This is a genomic window from Streptomyces sp. NPDC033229 (genome assembly GCF_055576875.1).
Genome location: NZ_JBVIQR010000020.1, coordinates 105423 through 123155, shown reverse-complemented (window position 1 = coordinate 123155; position 17733 = coordinate 105423). Strand labels below are relative to the sequence as shown.

Annotated in this window: 17 protein-coding genes; 10 read left to right on the top strand and 7 right to left on the bottom strand. The window is 72.9% G+C overall.

Features of this window, described 5'->3' with window-relative positions; all coding sequences use genetic code 11:
- Positions 1-78: 78 nt before the first annotated feature.
- Complete coding sequence (locus ACZ53N_RS19360) at positions 79-285, bottom strand: DUF5999 family protein (protein ID WP_207303840.1); 207 nt, start codon at positions 283-285, stop codon at positions 79-81.
- 351 nt (positions 286-636) lie between these two features.
- Entirely contained in the window at positions 637-1227 is a 591-nt protein-coding gene (locus ACZ53N_RS19355; protein WP_469142044.1) for a hypothetical protein, read from the bottom strand.
- A 485-nt stretch (positions 1228-1712) separates the two neighbouring features.
- Here ACZ53N_RS19355 and ACZ53N_RS19350 point away from each other — a divergent pair, with 485 nt between their 5' ends.
- Together ACZ53N_RS19350 and ACZ53N_RS19345 are read left to right on the top strand one after the other, a co-directional pair.
- Entirely contained in the window at positions 1713-3215 is a 1503-nt protein-coding gene (locus ACZ53N_RS19350) for a glutamate-cysteine ligase family protein (RefSeq protein WP_469142043.1), read from the top strand.
- Between the two features lie 173 nt (positions 3216-3388).
- On the top strand, positions 3389-4186 hold the full coding sequence (locus ACZ53N_RS19345) for a CPBP family intramembrane glutamic endopeptidase (RefSeq protein ID WP_469142058.1): 798 nt from the start codon (positions 3389-3391) through the stop codon (positions 4184-4186).
- 43 nt (positions 4187-4229) lie between these two features.
- On the opposite strand, the gene ACZ53N_RS19340 is transcribed toward ACZ53N_RS19345, so the two are convergent.
- Positions 4230-5045 (bottom strand): PhzF family phenazine biosynthesis protein, encoded by an 816-nt coding sequence (locus ACZ53N_RS19340; RefSeq protein WP_469142042.1) that lies wholly within the window; start codon positions 5043-5045, stop codon positions 4230-4232.
- 159 nt (positions 5046-5204) lie between these two features.
- Here ACZ53N_RS19340 and ACZ53N_RS19335 point away from each other — a divergent pair, with 159 nt between their 5' ends.
- The 5 genes from ACZ53N_RS19335 to ACZ53N_RS19315 all read left to right on the top strand — a co-directional run bounded on the left by ACZ53N_RS19335 (position 5205) and on the right by ACZ53N_RS19315 (position 11416).
- Entirely contained in the window at positions 5205-5804 is a 600-nt protein-coding gene (locus ACZ53N_RS19335) for a PadR family transcriptional regulator (protein WP_469142041.1), read from the top strand.
- A 178-nt stretch (positions 5805-5982) separates the two neighbouring features.
- Positions 5983-8331 (top strand): glycoside hydrolase family 3 N-terminal domain-containing protein, encoded by a 2349-nt coding sequence (locus ACZ53N_RS19330; RefSeq protein ID WP_469142040.1) that lies wholly within the window; start codon positions 5983-5985, stop codon positions 8329-8331.
- Positions 8332-8589: 258 nt separating this feature from the next.
- Positions 8590-9114 (top strand): Clp protease N-terminal domain-containing protein, encoded by a 525-nt coding sequence (locus ACZ53N_RS19325; protein ID WP_469142039.1) that lies wholly within the window; start codon positions 8590-8592, stop codon positions 9112-9114.
- A 96-nt stretch (positions 9115-9210) separates the two neighbouring features.
- Positions 9211-10215 carry an EamA family transporter gene (locus ACZ53N_RS19320; RefSeq protein ID WP_469142038.1) on the top strand — a complete coding sequence of 335 codons (1005 nt, stop codon included), beginning with the start codon at positions 9211-9213 and terminating at the stop codon, positions 10213-10215.
- A gap of 157 nt (positions 10216-10372) precedes the next feature.
- The gene (locus ACZ53N_RS19315) at positions 10373-11416 is read left to right on the top strand and encodes a DMT family transporter (protein WP_469142037.1); all 1044 of its coding nucleotides are present in this window, start codon (positions 10373-10375) and stop codon (positions 11414-11416) included.
- Here the strand turns inward: ACZ53N_RS19315 and ACZ53N_RS19310 are convergent.
- Positions 11398-12084 (bottom strand): pyridoxamine 5'-phosphate oxidase family protein, encoded by a 687-nt coding sequence (locus tag ACZ53N_RS19310; RefSeq protein WP_469142036.1) that lies wholly within the window; start codon positions 12082-12084, stop codon positions 11398-11400. The genes ACZ53N_RS19315 and ACZ53N_RS19310 overlap by 19 nt on opposite strands.
- A gap of 35 nt (positions 12085-12119) precedes the next feature.
- On the opposite strand from ACZ53N_RS19310, the gene ACZ53N_RS19305 reads away from it, so the two are divergent.
- Complete coding sequence (locus ACZ53N_RS19305; RefSeq protein ID WP_469142035.1) at positions 12120-13451, top strand: aminotransferase class I/II-fold pyridoxal phosphate-dependent enzyme; 1332 nt, start codon at positions 12120-12122, stop codon at positions 13449-13451.
- A gap of 82 nt (positions 13452-13533) precedes the next feature.
- On the opposite strand, the gene ACZ53N_RS19300 is transcribed toward ACZ53N_RS19305, so the two are convergent.
- Complete coding sequence (locus ACZ53N_RS19300) at positions 13534-14613, bottom strand: DMT family transporter (RefSeq protein ID WP_469142034.1); 1080 nt, start codon at positions 14611-14613, stop codon at positions 13534-13536.
- Positions 14614-14687: 74 nt separating this feature from the next.
- Here ACZ53N_RS19300 and ACZ53N_RS19295 point away from each other — a divergent pair, with 74 nt between their 5' ends.
- A complete protein-coding gene (locus ACZ53N_RS19295; protein WP_469142033.1) occupies positions 14688-15602 on the top strand; it encodes a LysR family transcriptional regulator in 915 nt (304 codons plus the stop codon).
- Positions 15603-15825: 223 nt separating this feature from the next.
- Here ACZ53N_RS19295 and ACZ53N_RS19290 read toward each other — a convergent pair whose 3' ends face one another.
- Positions 15826-16293, bottom strand: coding sequence for a pyridoxamine 5'-phosphate oxidase family protein (locus ACZ53N_RS19290; RefSeq protein ID WP_469142032.1), 468 nt, complete (start codon positions 16291-16293; stop codon positions 15826-15828).
- A gap of 147 nt (positions 16294-16440) precedes the next feature.
- On the opposite strand from ACZ53N_RS19290, the gene ACZ53N_RS19285 reads away from it, so the two are divergent.
- On the top strand, positions 16441-17085 hold the full coding sequence (locus ACZ53N_RS19285) for a cysteine hydrolase family protein (RefSeq protein WP_418098442.1): 645 nt from the start codon (positions 16441-16443) through the stop codon (positions 17083-17085).
- A 27-nt stretch (positions 17086-17112) separates the two neighbouring features.
- Here ACZ53N_RS19285 and ACZ53N_RS19280 read toward each other — a convergent pair whose 3' ends face one another.
- The gene (locus tag ACZ53N_RS19280; protein WP_469142031.1) at positions 17113-17613 is read right to left on the bottom strand and encodes a Rieske (2Fe-2S) protein; all 501 of its coding nucleotides are present in this window, start codon (positions 17611-17613) and stop codon (positions 17113-17115) included.
- Positions 17614-17733 lie beyond the last annotated feature (120 nt).

Below are 17733 nucleotides of genomic sequence, written 5' to 3'. Positions count from 1 at the left end.
CCCAGCTACCGCTGGGAGGTGCCCCCAATGCCGCGGGCCACGCCCTTCGGGCGTACGCCGCGACTTCGCGGACACACCCTAGGCGGCGGTCACCACGTGCTCGGTGCCCAGCGGCCGGTGCGGTGCGATGATCTGACCGTCCGGCAGCAGCTCACCGGTGTCCTCGAAGAACAGGACCCCGTTGCACAGCAGGCTCCACCCCTGCTCCGGGTAGTGCGCCACGAGATGGGCGGCTTCCCGGTCGGTGGAGTCGGCTGACGGGCATGCGGGCTGGTGCTGGCACATGGAAGGGTTCTTTCGCTGCGGTGTGGTCTGCGTTGTGCGGCTCGATGCGGTGGTCATGCCGCGCCCCCCGTTGGTGAATCGTTCGGTCGCTCCCAGTGTTGCCCTATGCGCGTGATTCCGCAGGGATTTCCCGGCAGCGCTCCTCACAGGGAGGAGACGCATCACCCGTGCGGGCGGTTGCTGCCAACTCGACGGCCCCTTTGGGGGGTTCGGGGTAGTCAATGTGGGCTAAGTCTGAAGGGTGAGGGCAGTGCGACGCCCCGCGACCGGCGGGTCGCGGGGCGCTCGGTGTTCGTAGCGGGACGGTTGGTTCGAATGCCTGCCCGGTCGATCGGCCCCTGTCCCGGGGGCTCAGGCCGCCGGGTTCTTCAGACGCGGGGCGGGGGCGAGCCGGTGGGTGAGGACGGTCAGCAGATCGGCGACCCGGTGCGGACGGTGGGCGGCTATTCCGGGCGGCGCGGGAGCGAGCGGCACCAGCAGATCGCCCGGCCCGGGGACGCCTGACGAGGCGTCGGCGGTGATGTCGGCATGCAGCCAGAGGGTGAGCATGTAGAGCTCGGGTACGGACAGCAGTCGCGGTTGGTACGGCGTGGCCATCGAGTCGGCCTGGCGCAGGGCCAGCTCGGTGGAGGCGACGTACGGTCCTTCGAAGAAGTACGAGAACACCCAGCCGTCAGCGGTCAGTGTCGTCTCGCCCGCGGCCACCGCCCGCTCGCCTCCCTTGATCAGAAAGCGCCAGCCGGTGAGCCGGGTGCGCGGCGCGCCGCTCCGGGCGGTCACGTGCTCCAGGACATGGACGGGCAGCGGGAGTTCGGCGGTGAGGGGGCCTTGGGTGGACTTGAGGGAAGGGGTGCGTGCCTCACGGACCGCGGTCGGGGAACCGAGGGCCGTCAGGACCGAGCGGAGGGCAGGCGCGGGGGCAGGGGGGACATGCAGGGGCATGGCGGGTCGCCTCTCACTTCGGAGACACGGTGATGCTGGGCAGGTGCGGACGACGCTGTCGGTGTGCAGGGTCAGAGGGGGGCCGGGACCGACTGCCAGGGCGCCTACTCTCTGCCTTGTCCATGGAGTTTATACGACACATGTTCACGGAGTGTTTCCGCTAGCGGTCGCGAGTATTTCCGGCAAGGGGAAACCCGGGCTCGGTTCCGGGGGGATTTCGGTGAATTTGTTCCCGGCCCGCTCTCGTGACCTCGGAATCTGCCCCGGATACGGTCGGCCGAATCTCGTCGGTGTTTATCACCAGCGCAATGCGATATGACCGGGGTGTTGCATCATGCCGACGGAATGTGCCGGAGTGCGCTTCGGGCCGAGCCTACCGGGTATGCGGCACCGGCATGGCGTTATCGATCACATTGCCTGGGCATCATCGATGCTGACTGGAGCGCCTGGCGCCGCGGGCGACCCATGTGAGGAGGGACCCGTCGATGGGTGAGAAGGTCGTGGCCGAGGGGTTCGACCTCGCTGACCGGCAGCGGTACCGGGACAAGCTCCGGCAGTGTCTGTGCGGGCTCGGGAGGCTGCTGGAGGAGAAGCGGTTCGACCGCCCCAGGAATCTCATGGGTGTGGAGATCGAGCTGAATCTCGCGGGGCCCGACGGGATGCCGAGCATGATGAACGCGAAGGTGCTGGAGCGTATTGCGAGCCGTGATTTCCAGACCGAGCTGGGGCGGTTCAACCTGGAAGTGAATATCGTGCCGCACCCGCTGTCCGGACGCGTCCTGGACCAGCTCGCCGAGGAGTTGCGCACGGGTCTTTCCTATGCCGACCGCAAGGCCGGGGAAGTCGATTCCCGGATCGTGATGATCGGTATTCTGCCGACCCTCACCCCGGAGGACCTCGTCTCCGCCAACCTCTCCGAGGCCGATCGGTACACCCTGCTCAACGACACGATCGTGGCCGCGCGCGGCGAGGACTTCACCATCGACATCGACGGCGTGGAACGGCTGGCCTGCACCGCGAAGTCGATCACGCCCGAGGCGGCGTGCACCTCCGTCCAGTTGCACCTCCAGGTCACCCCGAGCCGGTTCGCCGCCGTGTGGAACGCGGCGCAGGCCGTCGCCGCCGCGCAGATCGCCGTCGGCGCCAACTCCCCCTTCCTCTTCGGCAGGGAGCTGTGGCGCGAGTCCCGCCCGCCGCTCTTCGTGCAGTCCACCGACACCCGTCCCCCCGAACTCCAGGCCCAGGGCGTACGGCCGCGGACCTGGTTCGGGGAGCGCTGGATCGAGTCGGTCTACGAACTCTTCGAGGAGAACCTCCGCTACTTCCCGCCGCTGCTGCCCATCTCCGCCGACGAGGACCCGATCCGGGTGCTGGACGAGGGAGGGGTGCCCGGCCTGTACGAGCTCGTCCTGCACAACGGCACCGTCTACCGCTGGAACCGGCCCGTCTACGGCATCGCCGACGGCGTCCCGCACTTACGGGTGGAGAACCGCGTCCTGCCCGCCGGCCCCACCGTCCCCGACACCATCGCCAACGCCGCCTTCTACTACGGGCTGGTCAGGGCGCTCGCGGAGGAGGGGCGGCCGGTGTGGACGCGGCTGCCGTTCGCCGTCGCCGGGGACAATTTCGAGGCGGCCTGCCGGGACGGCATCGACGCCACCCTGCGCTGGCCCAAGGCCGGGCGCAACGGCACCCTGACCCGGGTGCCGGCCGTACGGCTCGTGCAGGAGGAGCTGCTTCCGCTGGCCGCCGCGGGGCTCGACGCGTGGGGTGTCGAGCCCGCCGACCGCGACCGCTACCTCGGCATCGTCGAGCAGCGCTGCCGCCGCCGGGCGAACGGGGCCTCCTGGCAGGCCGACACCTATCACCGGGCCCGGGACGCAGGGCTTGACCGGGACCGGGCGCTGGCCGCCACCACCCGGCGCTACCGCGAACTGATGCTGACGGGCGAGCCCGTGCACACCTGGCCCATCGGGATCGGGCCCTGACCCGGGCCCCGGAGCGCCGGCCGTTTGGCGGGTGCGAGGTCGTCGGGCAAGCTGGTGACGACCATGGGTGACGCTCCTCTCCGCGGGTGTGAGGGCGGGAGGAAGTGGAGGCAGGTGTGCGACGAGGTGCGCGCGACGAGGTGGATGCTCCGCCCGGCGGCCTTCCCGGTGTTCTGCCCGGCTCCTCGCCCGGAGCGGCCGAGGTCCTCGGCGCGGGGCTGTCGCGGCGGACGCTGCGCGTCGAGCTGCTGCTCGTCCTGGCGCTGTCGCTCGGGGCCAGCGCCGTCTCGTCGCTGATCAGCTTTGTGGGCGCGGCCACCCGCCCCGGCGGGCTGAGCGACCAGGCCGCCACGCTCAACGGAAGCCGCGCCCCCGGCCGCCCGTGGCTGGATCTCGCCTGGCAGGTCTTCGGCATCACGACCTCGCTGGTGCCCGTTCTCCTCGTCGCCCATCTGCTGCTGCGCGAGGGTGCGGGACTGCGTGCCATCGGCTTCGACCGGCTGCGGCCGGCATTCGACCTGAAGTGGGGGACGGCCCTCGCCGCGGCCATCGGCGGCACCGGTCTGCTCTTCTACCTCGGTGCCCGCGCGGCGGGCTTCAACCTGACCGTGGTGCCCGAGGCGCTGCCCGACGTCTGGTGGAAGCTGCCGGTGCTGATCGCCTCCGCCGCGCAGAACGCGGTGCTGGAGGAGGTCGTCGTGGTCGGCTACCTGCTGCGCAGACTCGGGCAGCTGGGCTGGACGCCGATGGCGGCCCTGGTGGCCAGCTCCGCGCTGCGCGGTTCGTACCACCTCTATCAGGGCATCGGCGGTCTCCTCGGCAACATGGCCATGGGCGTCGTCTTCGTCCTGCTCTACCGGCGATGGGGGCGCGTCGGGCCGCTCGTCGCCGCGCACGCGCTGATCGACGTCGTGGCCTTCGTGGGCTACGCGCTGCTCGCCGGCAAGGTGGGCTGGCTGCCCACGGCCTGACCGGGCCGGTCCCGGGAGCCGTGGGCGAAGACGAGCGCCCCCCTCACACGAGCAGTTCGCCGTCGATGACGGTGACGGCGGTGCCGGTCAGCAGGGTGCGGTCGCCGCGCACGGAGGTCCGTACGAGCCCGGAGCGGGCGGACGCCTGGAGGCCCGTCAGGTCGTCGCGGCCCAGGCGCGCGGACCAGAAGGGGGCCAGGGCGGTGTGCGCACTGCCGGTCACCGGGTCCTCGTCGACGCCGACGTTGGGGAAGAAGCAGCGCGAGACGTAGTCGTAGCCGCGCGCGGGGTCCTCGGCCGCGGCGGTGGCGATGATGCCCCGGCGGGAGTGCCGGGCGAGCGCCCGGACGTCGGGGGACAGGCCCCGTACGGTCTTCTCGTCGGCCAGCTCCACCAGCAGGTCGCCGATGTGCTCTCCGGTGTCGAGCACGGAGAGCGGCTCGGCGCCGAGCGCGGCGGCGACGCCGTCGGGGACGGCGGCCGGGGTGAGCGGCGACGTCGGGAAGTCCAGGGTGATCGAGCCGTCGTCGTGCGCGGTCGCGGTGAGGATGCCGCAACGGGCGGAGAAGCGCACGGTTCCGGTGGCGGTGCCCGTGCTGTGCAGGACGTGCGCGGTCGCGAGCGTGGCGTGCCCGCACATGTCGACCTCGGTGGTGGGGGTGAACCAGCGCAGCGCCCAGTCGGCGGCGGCGTCCCCCGGCAACCGGTGCGCGAACGCGGTTTCGGAGAGGTTGACCTCGGCGGCGATCCGCTGGAGCCGGCCGTCGTCGGGGAAGGTGCCCGAGTCGAGGAGCAGGACCCCGGCCGGGTTGCCGGCGAAGGGGCGGTCGGTGAAGGCATCGACGATTCGTATCCGCATGGCCGGACTGTAGAGGGCCATTGACCTGCTACGACACGGCCAATCCCGAAAATGTGGCCCGGTTCGGGGAGCCGGGGCGGCGCGAAGGCGCTGTCATGCGATCGGTTCCGATATATCGTTGATGCATCACGACGGATCAACGATGGGGGAAACGTCATCATGCGTTTTCATGGGCACGAGCACGGTGGACCCGGCCCTCGCGGTCGGGGTGACTTCGGTGGCGGCCGCGCCGCCTTCGGGCCGTTCGGACCTCCTTTCGGCGGCCCGCCCTTCGGCGGGGGCCCGTTCGGCGGCCACCGGCGCGGGGGCCCCGGCGGCAGGGCCCGGCGCGGCGATGTACGGACCTCGATCCTGGTGCTGCTCAAGGACCGGCCGATGCACGGCTACGAGATGATCCAGGAGATCGTCGAGCGCAGTGGCGGCACCTGGAAGCCGAGCCCCGGATCGGTCTACCCGACGCTCCAGTTGCTGGAGGACGAGGGGCTGATCAGCAGCGCGAGCGAGGGCGGCAAGAAGCTGTTCACGCTCACCGAGTCGGGCCGGACCGAGGCCGACGCGGGAGCGCGGGCGCCGTGGGAGGAAGCCGGACGCGGCATCGACTGGGAGGCCGCCAACGAGATCCGCCAGGCGGGTTTCGGGCTGATGGAGGCCTTCGGCCAGGTCTGGAAGACCGGCAGCGAGGAGCAGCGGCGGAAGGCTCTCGCGGTCATCAACGAGTCGCGCAAGAAGCTCTATCTCATCCTCGCCGACGAGGACTGAGCGAAGAGGAACGCAGGCCGGGCCGGTAGGACGCGGTCTGTAGGGCGAGGTCTGTAGGGCGAGGGCGCTCCCGTGGGTGTCGCGCGGGAGCGCCCTTCCGGCGCCGTGTGTCGCGCCTTGACGGTGTGTCATGGCGCGGAAAGACTCCTCCGGCATCCGACAGAAACGGAGTGCCGCCATGGCTTTGCGTCCCCGTGGGAAGCGCGGGAACCACCGGACCCGCGCGACCGGTGCGTCCCGTTGGTCGCGATGGCGGTACCCCACCTCCGCGCTCGCCGCCGTCACCGCCTGCGCGGCCGCCGTCGGTGCCGTCCCGGCGGGGCCCGTGACCTCCGCGGACGGGGGCGGGCCGCTCTACAGGGACGCTCGCGCCGGTACGGAACGGCGGGTACAGGATCTGCTGGGCCGGATGACGCTCGACGAGAAGATCAGGCAGATGGACCAGATCGCCGTCGCCCGGATGCAGGGCGACTGCCGGGCCGGCGGCGGCGAACTCGTCGAGAGCTGCATGAAGACCGTGCTCGGCGACCACGCCACCGGATCGGTGCTCTCCGGCGGCGGCATGGGACCGCCGAGGAACACACCGGGCGACTGGGCCCGCATGGTCAACGCGGTGCAGCGGTACGCCGTGGAGAGGACCAGGCTGCACATCCCCGTGCTGTACGGGGCCGACGCGGTCCACGGCCACAACAACGTCCTCGGCGCCACCGTCTTCCCCCATCAGATCGGCCTTGCCGCCACCTGGGATCCCGTGACCGCCGAGGCCGTCGCCGCCGGGACCGCCCGGGCCGTCGCCGCCACCGGCATCGACTGGAACTTCGCGCCCGTCGCGGACCTGGCCCGCGATCAGCGCTGGGGCCGCTACTACGAGACCTACGGCGAGGATCCCCTGCTCGCCGGAACCCTGGCCGCCGCCCACGTGCGAGGTACCGAGGGGGCACAGGGCGCCAAGCGGGTCGCGGCGACGGTCAAGCACTTCGGCGGCTACTCCGAACCGTCCAACGGGCACGACAGGGTGCCCGCCGACGTCTCGGCACGCTACCTCCAGGACACCCTCCTCGCCCCGTACCGCACGGCGATCGAGGCCGGGGCGAAAAGCGTCATGGTCAACTCCGGCGCCCTCAACGGCGTACCGGCGACCGCCTCCCCCTATCTGCTCACCAAGGTGCTGCGGAAGCAGTGGGGGTTCACCGGCGTGGTGGTCAGCGACTGGGAGGACGTCCGCGCGCTGCACACCCGGTACAAGGTGGCGGCCGACTACCCGCGGGCCATCGCGCTCGCGGTCAACGCCGGCGTCGACATGACGATGGAGCCCTACGAGGCGCGGGAGTTCACCGAGGGGCTGCGGGCGGCGGTACGACGTGGGCTGGTCAGCCGGGCGCGGATCGATCAGGCCGCCGGACGGGTGTTGCGGCTCAAGTTCGGCCTCGGGCTCTTCGAGCACCCGTACGTCGACGCGGACCGGGCCGACGCGGCGGTGCTCGCCGCCGACCGGGATCTCGCCCGGCGCGCCGCCACCGCGTCGCAGGTACTGCTGCGCAACGAGAAGGGCACCCTGCCCCTCGGCCCGGCGGTGAAGAAGATCGTCGTCGCCGGGGACCACGCGGACGACATGGTCAGCCAGGCCGGGGGCTGGACCGTCGGCTGGCAGCGGGTGCCCGACGGGGTGCGGTTGCCGGGCACGACCGTGCTCGACGGCATCAGACGCGTGGCACCCGCCGACACCCGGATCGTGCGCCCGAAGGACGCGGCCGACGCCGCGGCACAGGCCAGGACCGCCGATGTGACGGTCGTGGTGGTCGGCGAGAAGGCGGCGGCGGAAGGGGAGGCCGACAGCCCCCGGCCCGAACTCGCCGCGGACCAGCAGGCGCTGGTGAAGTCCCTGAAGGCGAGCGGCCGACCGGTCGTGGTGGTGATGATCGCCGGAAGGCCGCTCGCGCTGGGTGACGCGGCGGGCACCGAGGCCCTGCTGATGTCCTGGCTGCCGGGCACCGAGGGCGGGCACGCGGTCGCGGACGTGCTGTTCGGCAAGGTGAACCCGGGCGGACGGCTGCCGGTGTCCTGGCCCCGGAGGACGGGGAACGAGCCGGTGCATTACCAGCAACTGCCCGGGACCAACGCGGGAGCCGAATCCGCGCACGACGTCGCGTACGGCTTCGGCGCCGGGCTCTCCTACACCGCCTACGACTTCGACAGGATCGCACTCGGCTCCTCCTCGGTGCCGGCCGGTGCGGACGTGCGGGTGAGCGTGCGGGTACGCAATACGGGCGCCCGGGACGGGGAGACGGTCGTGCCCGTTCACGTCTCCCGGCCGGTCAGTGCGGTGCTGGCCCCGCCGCGCAGGCTGGTGGCCTTCACCAAGGTATGGCTGGCGGCGGGTGAGGCGCGGACCGTCCGTCTCACGGTCCCGGCACGGGTGCTCGCGGTGACGCCGGGCGACCTCGACGGCTCGGGAAGCCCACGCGTCGAGCGCGGGGAGTACACGTTCACGGCCGGGGGGCGGCGGGCCACGTTGCACGTCACCTGAACGTCCCCCCCCGGCAGTCCCGGCGCGGCGGCCACGCCTGATCGTCCGATGACGGCCGGAGGAGTGAACGGGGCGTGCGGTGTGACGGTGTGCCGGTGCGTACGCGGCGTGCGGAGGGATGCCGTACGCCCCCGAGACGCATCCGGCCCCCTCCTCCTCAAGGATGAGAGCCTGATCGTCCGCACCCAACTGGCGTCGGAGGCGGGAATGCTCCCTTCCGGGGATGCCCCGTCAGGACGGGACTGATGGGGTGGGAGGGTGCAAAGCCGTACACCTGACACCGGACCGGCCGACGCCGCGAGCGAAGGCCCGCTCAGCGCGCAGTTGGCCTTCGCGGTCGTGGGAGCGCGCCGGCGCGCCCAGCGCGACGGCGACCGGCAGGTCGACACCGCCCATCTGCTGCACACCCTGCTGGAAGCCGATCCCGCGACATCCCGCGCCTTCGACGACGGACCGGCCCAGGTCGCCCGGCTGCTCGGCTACCTCGTCCAGCGCACCATCGGCTACGGACTGCGCTGGCGCGGCACCGTCGAGGGCACCTGTCTGCCGCCCGCGACCGGCGACGGGGGCATGCCCCGCTGGTCGCCCGCCGCCGCCACCGCGATGGAGGGCGCACGGGCCCGCGCACGCGCACGGGGAGCGGACCGGGTGGAAGGGCTCGATCTGCTGGCTGCCCTGACCCGCGACCGCCGGTGCCGGGCCGTCCATGTGCTGCGCCGGGCCGGGGTCGACCCCGACACCCTCACCGCACGCCTCGACGACCTTTTCGATCTGGAGCGGTAGCGCAGACCTGGAGGGGCAGCGCAGACCTGGAGCGGTAGCGCATTCGCCAGGAGCCAAAGGGGTGACGCTCCTGACATCGGCTGCCATGATGCAGCGATGCAATCGTCTCAACACAAGAGCACGGGCAGGATCGCGGGCCTCGGGCCCGCTCTGGTGTCCGCGCTCGCGTTCGGCGGCTCCGGCGTCGCGGCCAAACCACTGATCGAGGCGGGCCTGGACCCGCTCCACGTGGTGTGGCTCCGGGTGGCCGGGGCGGCGCTGGTGCTGCTGCCCGTCGCGTGGCGGCACCGCGCCCTGGTGATGCGCCGGCCCGCGCTCCTCGCGGGCTTCGGGCTGCTCGCCGTCGCGGGCGTACAGGCCTGCTACTTCGCGGCCATCGCCCGGATCCCCGTCGGGGTGGCCCTGCTGGTCGAGTACCTCGGGCCCGCCCTGTTGCTCGGCTGGGTGCGGTTCGTCCAGCGACGCTCCGTCAGCCGGGCCGCCGCCGTGGGGGTCGTGCTCGCCGTCGCCGGTCTCGCCTGCGTCGTGGAGGTGTGGGCCGGGCTCGGATTCGACGCCGTGGGCCTGCTGCTGGCCCTCGGCGCGGCCTGCTGCCAGGTCGGCTACTTCGTCCTGTCCGACCATGGCGGCGACGGTGACGAGCCCGTCGACCCGGTCGGGGTCGTCGCCTACGGACTGCTCGTCGGCGCCGGGCTCCTGACGGTGGTCGCGAGCCCCTGGACCATGGACTGGCAGGTGCTCGCCGGAGGGGCCGAGCTGGCCGGGACGGCCGTGCCGGCCGGGCTGCTGCTCGCCTGGATCGTGCTGGTCGCGACCGTGGCGGCGTACCTCACCGGGGTCCTTTCCGTGCGCCGTCTCTCGCCGCAAGTGGCCGGGGTGGTCGCCTGTCTGGAGGCGGTCGTCGCCACGGTGCTGGCCTGGGTGCTGCTCGGCGAGCACCTGTCCACACCGCAGATCGTGGGCGGCGCCGTGGTGCTGCTGGGTGCCTTCATCGCACAGACCTCCACGCCCAAGGCGGCCCCGGCCGCTCCGGTGGCCGGCGGCGGGGGCGCTCCGGTCGGTGCCGAGGGGGAGTTGTCGCGAGCGTCCCGCCCGGCTTAGTGTGCTGATCATGCCGATGACTGTTCTGCCGCCTCCCGCCGCGTAGCGCGGGCGGCCGCTCCCGGAGGGCCGGGCTCGGGGCGATGCCCCGGGCGGATCGCCGCTGCCCGCACAGGGGACCACGCGATCACCTCTTGTCTTCCGCGGGAGAACAGTCATGCAACGCTCCACCCTTTCCCCCTGCCCTGCGACGGGCGTCTCCTCTCCGCTGCCCCCGGGCGACCGGGCGGTCACGTCCGGCCCCTCGGTCGGGCGCGGGCTGCTCTACGTGGCCCTCGCGGCCGCCTCCTGGGGGACCACGGGCCCGACCGCCGCCCTGGTCCTCGACAGCAGCGGGCTCGGTCCCGTCGCGCTCACTTTCTGGCGCACGGCCGGAGGGCTCGTCCTCCTGCTCGCCGCATGGGCCGTGCGCTCGCGCCGAGCGCGGGTGCGCCCCGTGCGGGCGTACGAGCCGAGGCGGCGCCGGGTGCTCCGGACGCTGGTCACCGGCGTGGGGCTCACCGTGTTCCAGACCGCCTACTTCGGGGCGGTGGACGCGACGGGCATCGCGGTCGGCACCGTGGTCACCCTGGGGGCCGCGCCCGTGATGGTGGCGCTCGGCGGCAGGCCGCTGATGGGCGAACGGCTCGGCGCGGGCGGTCGGGTGGCCGTGTGCGGCGCGCTTCTCGGGCTGGCCGTGCTGATGCTGGGCAGCGACGGCACGGGCGCGGTGCGGCCGGTGGGCGTGGCCCTCGGGCTGCTGTCCGCCGCCGGATACGCGCTGCTCACCCTCGCTCAGCGGTTCCTGGGCCGGAAGGGCGCGGGCGGCGACCCGTTCACCACGACGCTGACGTCCTTCGCCGTCGGAACGGTCTGCCTGCTGCCGCTCGCGGCCGCCGAGGGGCTGTGGCCGCAGGCACGTGAGCTGGGCCGCACCCTGTGGCTGATGGGGTATCTGGTGACCGTGCCGACGGCGCTCGCCTACGGGCTGTTCTTCACCGGGTTGCTGGTGGTGCGCGGCACGACGGTCGCGGTCGTCACGCTCATCGAACCGGTCACGGCCGCGGTCATCGCCGTCGCCCTGCTCGGTGAGCACCTCACCGCCGCGACCGTGACGGGCACGGCGGTACTCCTGTGCGCGGTGGCGGCGCTGGCCGTCGTCGAGGCGCGCGGCGCGGCCGCCCCCCGCGGCCGGGGACCCGCTCAGCGAGCGGTGAGGTAGCCGGGCAGGGGGATGCCCGGTGCGAGGTCGTCCGCGGGGACCGGGGCGCCGTAGCCGGTGGTGAGGGGGACGACGCCGCTCCAGAAGGGGAGGGCGAGGTCCGCCTCGGAGTCCATCGGCCCGGCGTCGCGGACCTTGGCGGACACCTCGGTCAGATCGATGCCCAGCACGGCCGTCGCGGCCAGTTCCTTGGGCGACGCCGGGCGGGAGTCGGCCGCGCGGCCCGGCATCACCTGGTCCACGAGGGCGTCGAGGGCGGTCTTCGTCTCTTCCTCGTCCGTCACCGGCCGGGCTGTGCCGTGCACCACGACCGAGCGGTAGTTGAGGGTGTGGCTGAAGGCGGAGCGGGCGAGCACGAGCCCGTCGACGTGGGTGACGGTCACGCACACGGGCAGGCCGACCTCCGTCTGCCCGGCGGCGCGCAGCGGGCGGGAGCCGGTCGAACCGTGCACGTAGAGCCGGTCGCCGACGCGCCCGTAGAGCGTCGGCAGGACGACGGGCGCGCCGTCACGGACGAAGCCGAGGTGGCAGACATAGCCCGCGTCGAGTATCGAGTGGACCAGCTCGCGGTCGTAGTGACCGCGCTCGCGGTGGCGGGTGAGGGTGGTCCGCTCGGTCCGCCCGTACGCGGACGGCTCCTGCGAGGCGGAGGAGACGGGTGCCGGCATTGCGCTCTCCATTGCACTAGTGCATACTTGGCTTTGTGCTAGGAGACTATCGGATCGAAGGCCGCCGCGCAGCGGACATCTCGGCGAACGTGGAGCGTGCCGTCGGATCGGGCAAGCTCGCGCCGGGTGAACTGCTGCCACCCATGCGGGAGTTGGCGGTCGAGCTGGGGGTCAATCCCAATACGGTCGCCGCCGCCTACCGCATCCTGCGCGAGCGGGGGGTGATCGAGACATCGGGCCGCCGGGGCAGCCGGGTGCGTCACCGCCCGGCCAATACGCACCGCGAGCTGATCCGCGTGGAGGCGCCCGAAGGCGTGCGCGACGTCTCGACCGGCAACCCCGACCCGGCGCTGCTGCCCCCGCTCGGCGAGGCGCTCGCCGAGGCCGCCGCGCGCGCCGCCGAGGGCCCGGTGCTCTACGGCTCGTCCGCCGTCGACTCGGAGTTGGAGCGGATGGCCCGCGCCGCCTTCGACGCGGACCGGGTCCCGGCCGGGCCGCTGGCGGTCACCTCCGGGTCGCTCGACGCCATCGAGCGCGTGCTGAGCGCCCATCTGCGGCCCGGGGACGAGGTGGCGGTCGAGGACCCCGGCTGGGGCAGCCTCCTCGACCTGATCTCCGCGCTCGGCCTGCGCGCGGTCCCCGTCGCGCTCGACGACGACGGGCCGCTGCCCGAGGACACCGACCGGGCACTCCGGCAGGGCGCCCGGGCCCTGGTCGTCACCGACCGGGCGCAGAACCCCACCGGCGCGGCCGTCAGCGCGGCGCGCGCCCGCGAGCTGCGGGCCGTGCTCGCCGGCCACCCGCATGTGCTGCTCATCGAGGACGACCACGGCCACGGCATCGTCGACCTCCCCCTGCACCCGCTCGCCGGTGGTACCGATCACTGGGCACTCGTGCGCTCCGTCGCGAAGGCGTACGGGCCGGATCTGCGGCTCGCGGTGCTCACGGGCGACGCCGTCACCGTGGACCGGGTGCGCGGGCGGCAGCGCCTGGGGCCGGGCTGGGTCAGTCATGTCCTGCAGCGGGCCGTGGCGCACCTCTGGCGGACCGGCGTGGTGGACGCGGCGGCGGTCGCCGGCTCGTACGGACACCGCCGTGAGGCGCTTGTCCGGGCGCTGCGGGACCGGGGCGTCGTGGCACACGGGCGCAGCGGGATGAACGTATGGCTTCCGGTGCCGGACGAGACGGGCGCCGTGGCGCGATTGCTGCAGGCGGGGTGGGCGGTGGCGCCGGGTGCGCGCTTTCGGGTCTCCTCCCCGCCCGGTGTGCGGCTGACCGTCTCACCCCTGTCCATGGACGACATAGGGCCGGTCGCGGACGCGCTGGCGTCCGTGACCGGCCCGGATTCCACGGGGCGCTACGACTGAGACGGTTGCCGGATCTTTTGCCGGACCGCGTGCCGGTCAGCGCTGGATCGGTTGCCGGGGCAGTGCCGGGGTCGGTCGACGGTCACTTCCCCGGGCGCTGCGGAGCCGGTCGCCGGGTGGGCTCGGGGACCGCGTCGGCGGCGGGCCGGCGGGAGGCCTTCGCCCGGGACCTGCCCTGGGTGAGCGCCGCTCCGGCCAGCACGATCAGCGCGCCGACCGGGGTGTTCCAGGTGAGCCGCTCGTCGAGGAGGGCGACACCGGCCGCCGTCGCGATAACCGGGATGAAGTACGTGGTCATGGTCGCGGTCGTCGGACCGACCTCCGCGACCAGCCCGTACTGGAAGAGGAAGGCGAGCCCGGTGCCCAGCGCCCCGAGCGCGACTATCGACAGCACGGGCACGACGGGGAAGGAGGTGGGCAGCGGGCTGAACACCGGGGCGACCACGGCGAGCTGGGCTGTGGCGAGGAGCAGCTGGGCGCCCGACATCGACAGATGGGAGTTGCCGGTGTCGGACAGTGTGCGCCGGACGTAGATCCAGCCGACCGCGTAGCTGAGCGAGGCGATCAGGGCCAGCAGCGTGCCGGTGGGGTCCTGCCCGTCGAAGCCCTGCCAGGCGCCGAGGACGGTGAGCACCCCGATGAAGCCCAGGCCGAGACCGGCGAACCGGCGCCGGGTGGGGCGGTCCTCGGAGAGGGCGACGAGCGAGAGGACCATGCCCCACAGCGGGGTCGTGGCGTTGCAGATGCCGGCCAGGGTGGAGGAGATGGTCAGCTCGGCGTAGGCGAAGAGCGAGAAGGGGAGGGCGTTGAGCAGGAGCGCCGCGACGGCCAGGTGCCCCCAGGTGCGGGCGCCGCGCGGCAGCCGCTGCCGCTTGACGGCGAGGATGGCGACGAGCACCAGGGCGCCGAAGAACACGCGCCCCCAGGAGACGTAGAGCGGCGCGAAGCCGTCCGTGCCGAGCTTGATGAAGAGAAAGCTGAAGCCCCAGATGAGCGAGAGCACGCCGAAGCGGATACGCCAGTCCACGGCGGGCCGGGCCGGCCCGGAGTCCCCCGCGGTGCCGGTCGAGGGTCCGGTCGAAAGGCCGGGGGCGGAAGGGGCTGCGGTTGAGGGACGGGTGGTGGCTGTGGCGGAAGGTGATCCTGGTGCGACGACGCTCATGGAGATCACCATGCCGGGCCATACGTATTAGAACAAGCAAATAATTGTGTGTGGCATCGCGTAGCATCCCTTACATGTTGAACCTGGACCGCCTGCGTACCCTCAACGCCGTCGCCCGCCACGGTTCCGTCAGCGGCGCGGCGGACGGACTGCATGTGACGACCTCCGCCGTCTCGCAGCAGCTGGCCAAGCTGGAGCGGGAGACCGGCCAGCAGTTGCTGGCCAAGAACGGCCGGGGGGTGCGGCTCACCGACGCCGGCCGGCTGCTCGCCGAGCACGCCTCGCGCATCCTCTCCCAGGTGGAGCTGGCCCAGGCCGATCTGGAGGCGCAGCGCGGCCAGGCCGTCGGCGAGCTGCTGCTCGGCGCGTTCCCTACGGCGGCCCGCGGGCTGTTCCCGGCCGCGCTCGCGGAATTGCGTGACGCCCACCCGCAACTGCGCGCCCGGCTGGAGGAGATGGAGCCCGACGAGGCCGTGCCGCGCGTGGTGCGCGGCGACATCGATGTCGCGGTCGTCCTCGACTGGTACAACAAGCCGCTGCCGATGCCCGACGGCCTGGCCAAGGCCCCGATCCTCGACGACCCCGCCGACGTGGCGCTGCCCGCCGGCCACCCGCTCGCCGACCGGGGCGAGCTGGATCTCGAGGACCTCGCCGACGACGAATGGGTCTCCTGGCCCCGCGGCGAGTTCTGTCACGACTGGCTGATGCTCACCCTGCGCGGCAAGGGCATCGAGCCCCGCATCTCGCACATGGCCGAGGAGCACCACACCCAGCTCGCCCTCGTCGCCGCCGGGCTCGGGGTCGCCGTCGCCCCCCGCCTCGGCCGGGGCCCGGTGCCGGACGGGGTGCGGGTCGTGCCCGTACGGCACACCATGTGCCGCCATGTCTACGCGGTCTGGCGGGCGGACGCCGATCGCAGGCCGTCGATCCGGGCGGCGGTCGAAGCGCTGCGCACCGCGGGGGAAGCGGTCGGCGGCCGGACCGGCTGAGCGGACCCCCGCAAGACTGCTGCTTCCGCGCCCCCAGGGCCTGTCCGGCGGATCTTCGTGGACAGCGAGCGGCGTCCGGGGCGTGCGATCGCAAGGCGGAGGATCGCCCTCGTACCGGGCGTACTCGGGCGACTCCGACAACGCGGCGAGCTCCCCCAGCTACCGCTGGGAGGTGCCCCCAGTGCCGGGCGTCGGGAGCCCGCGAAGATCCGCCGGACAGGACCTACGCGCTGGGCAGCTTGCGGAAGTCCCAGGAGACGACGGCCTCCGGCGTCAGCCGCAGCCAGGCGTGCCGGCCGTCATGCGGCATCGCGTCCAGGCCGAAGTACTTGGCGGCGAACAGCGCCTCTGCCGCGTCGAGTCCGGGGCAGGGCTCACCGGTACGCGGGGCCTCGCCGACGAACGCGGCGGTGCCGGACAGCTCGGCGCCGCGCAGCTCCCCGTACTCCCGGCCGTCGTCGACGACCACCGCCACCCGCGGGTCCCGGCGCAGATCGGCCCACCGGCGGCTGCGGGTCAGGGAGTACAGCCACAGCGCGGCCCCGTCCCAGACGAACCACAGCGCGCCGACGTGCGGCCGGCCATCAGGGCCGACCGTGGCCACCCGACAGGTGCGCCGCTCGGTGAGGAAGGCGTCCAGTTCGGGTCGCGTCATCATGATCCGGCGGCCCCGCCGCTGTGTGGCGGTCATCTTCCGCATCACCCTCCCGGAACTGACGGTATGTCAGGAAGCATCGGGCAACTTCCCCCGTCGCGCAATGCCCGCTACCCTCACGCGATTCGGGTCCCGGGCCTTCGCGGTCCGCCCGGCCGTACCGAGAAGTCGACGAGGAGCGCCATGGCGCCGCAGGACCAGCCCGGCGAGCGGCTCGACCCGGCGACGACCGTGCTCCTGACCGTGGAGTGCCAGCGAGGCGTCGTCGGCCCCGACAGCGCGCTGCCCGAGCTCGCCGCCGTCGCCCGCGCCTCCGGCGCCCTGGGCAACGTCGCGCGGCTCGTCGAGGGCGCGCACGCGGCGGGCGTCCAGGTCGTGCACGCCATCGCCGAGCGCCGCCCCGACGGCCGCGGCGCGGGCCGCAACGCCCGCCTCTTCCGCGCCGCCGAACGACTGCCCGTACAGCAGCTCACCGGCACGCTGGCCGTTCGCGTCGCCGAGCCGATCCCGGTCGGCGAGGACGACCTCGTCGTACGGCGACTGCACGGGCTCTCACCGCTCGCCGGTACCGGCGTGGACGCGCTGCTGCGCAATCTCGGCTGCCGCACCCTGATCGTCACCGGGGTCTCGGCCAACGTCGCGATCCCCAACGCCGTCTTCGATGCCGTCAACCTCGGTTACACGGCCGTCGTCCCCGCCGACGCCATCGCCGGCGTGCCCGCCGACTACACCGCGGCGATGGTCCGCCACACCCTCGCCCTCGTCGCCACCATGACCACGACCGACGCCGTCCTGCGCGGTTGGCGGCGCCCGGGCGGGCCGCGCTGAACGCGGCCGCGCCCGGCCCCGGTGATCTCAGCCGAGCCCGATGGAGCCGTCCCGCACGGAGATCTTCATCTCCGGCAGCGGGAGCTTCGCCGGCTCGTGCCGGACGCTGCCGTCCTCGACGCTGAATTTACTGCCGTGGCAAGGGCAGTTGATCGTCCCGTCCGACACGTCCTTGACCACGCACTTCTGGTGGGTGCAGATCGCCGAGAACGCCTTGAACTCGCCCTTGGAGGGCTGCGTCACCACCACCCGCCGGTCCGCGAAGACCTTTCCGCCGCCCACCGGGATCTCCGACGTCCGGGCCAGCACCCGGTCTCCCGTGGCCCCGGCGTTCGAGGACTCCTGCCCGGGCCGGGAGGTCTGCTGCGTCGTACCGGACGTGGCATCCGCGTCGGGGTTGCCGGGCGTCGTCGACTTGTCGTCCGAACCGCCGCAGGCCGCGAGCGCGGCGGCGAGGCCGGTGGCCCCGACCGCCGCGACGACGCTGCGGCGGCTCGCGCCGCCCGGGGCGGGTGACATGTGCGTCATGTTCGCTCCTTGGTGCCGTTGTCGTGCTGAACAACGGGCCGGTGCTGCCCGGCCCGCTGCCGTGTGCGACCGGTGCGACGACGTGACGGGCACGCGACGCGACCGGTACAAGGAGATCTA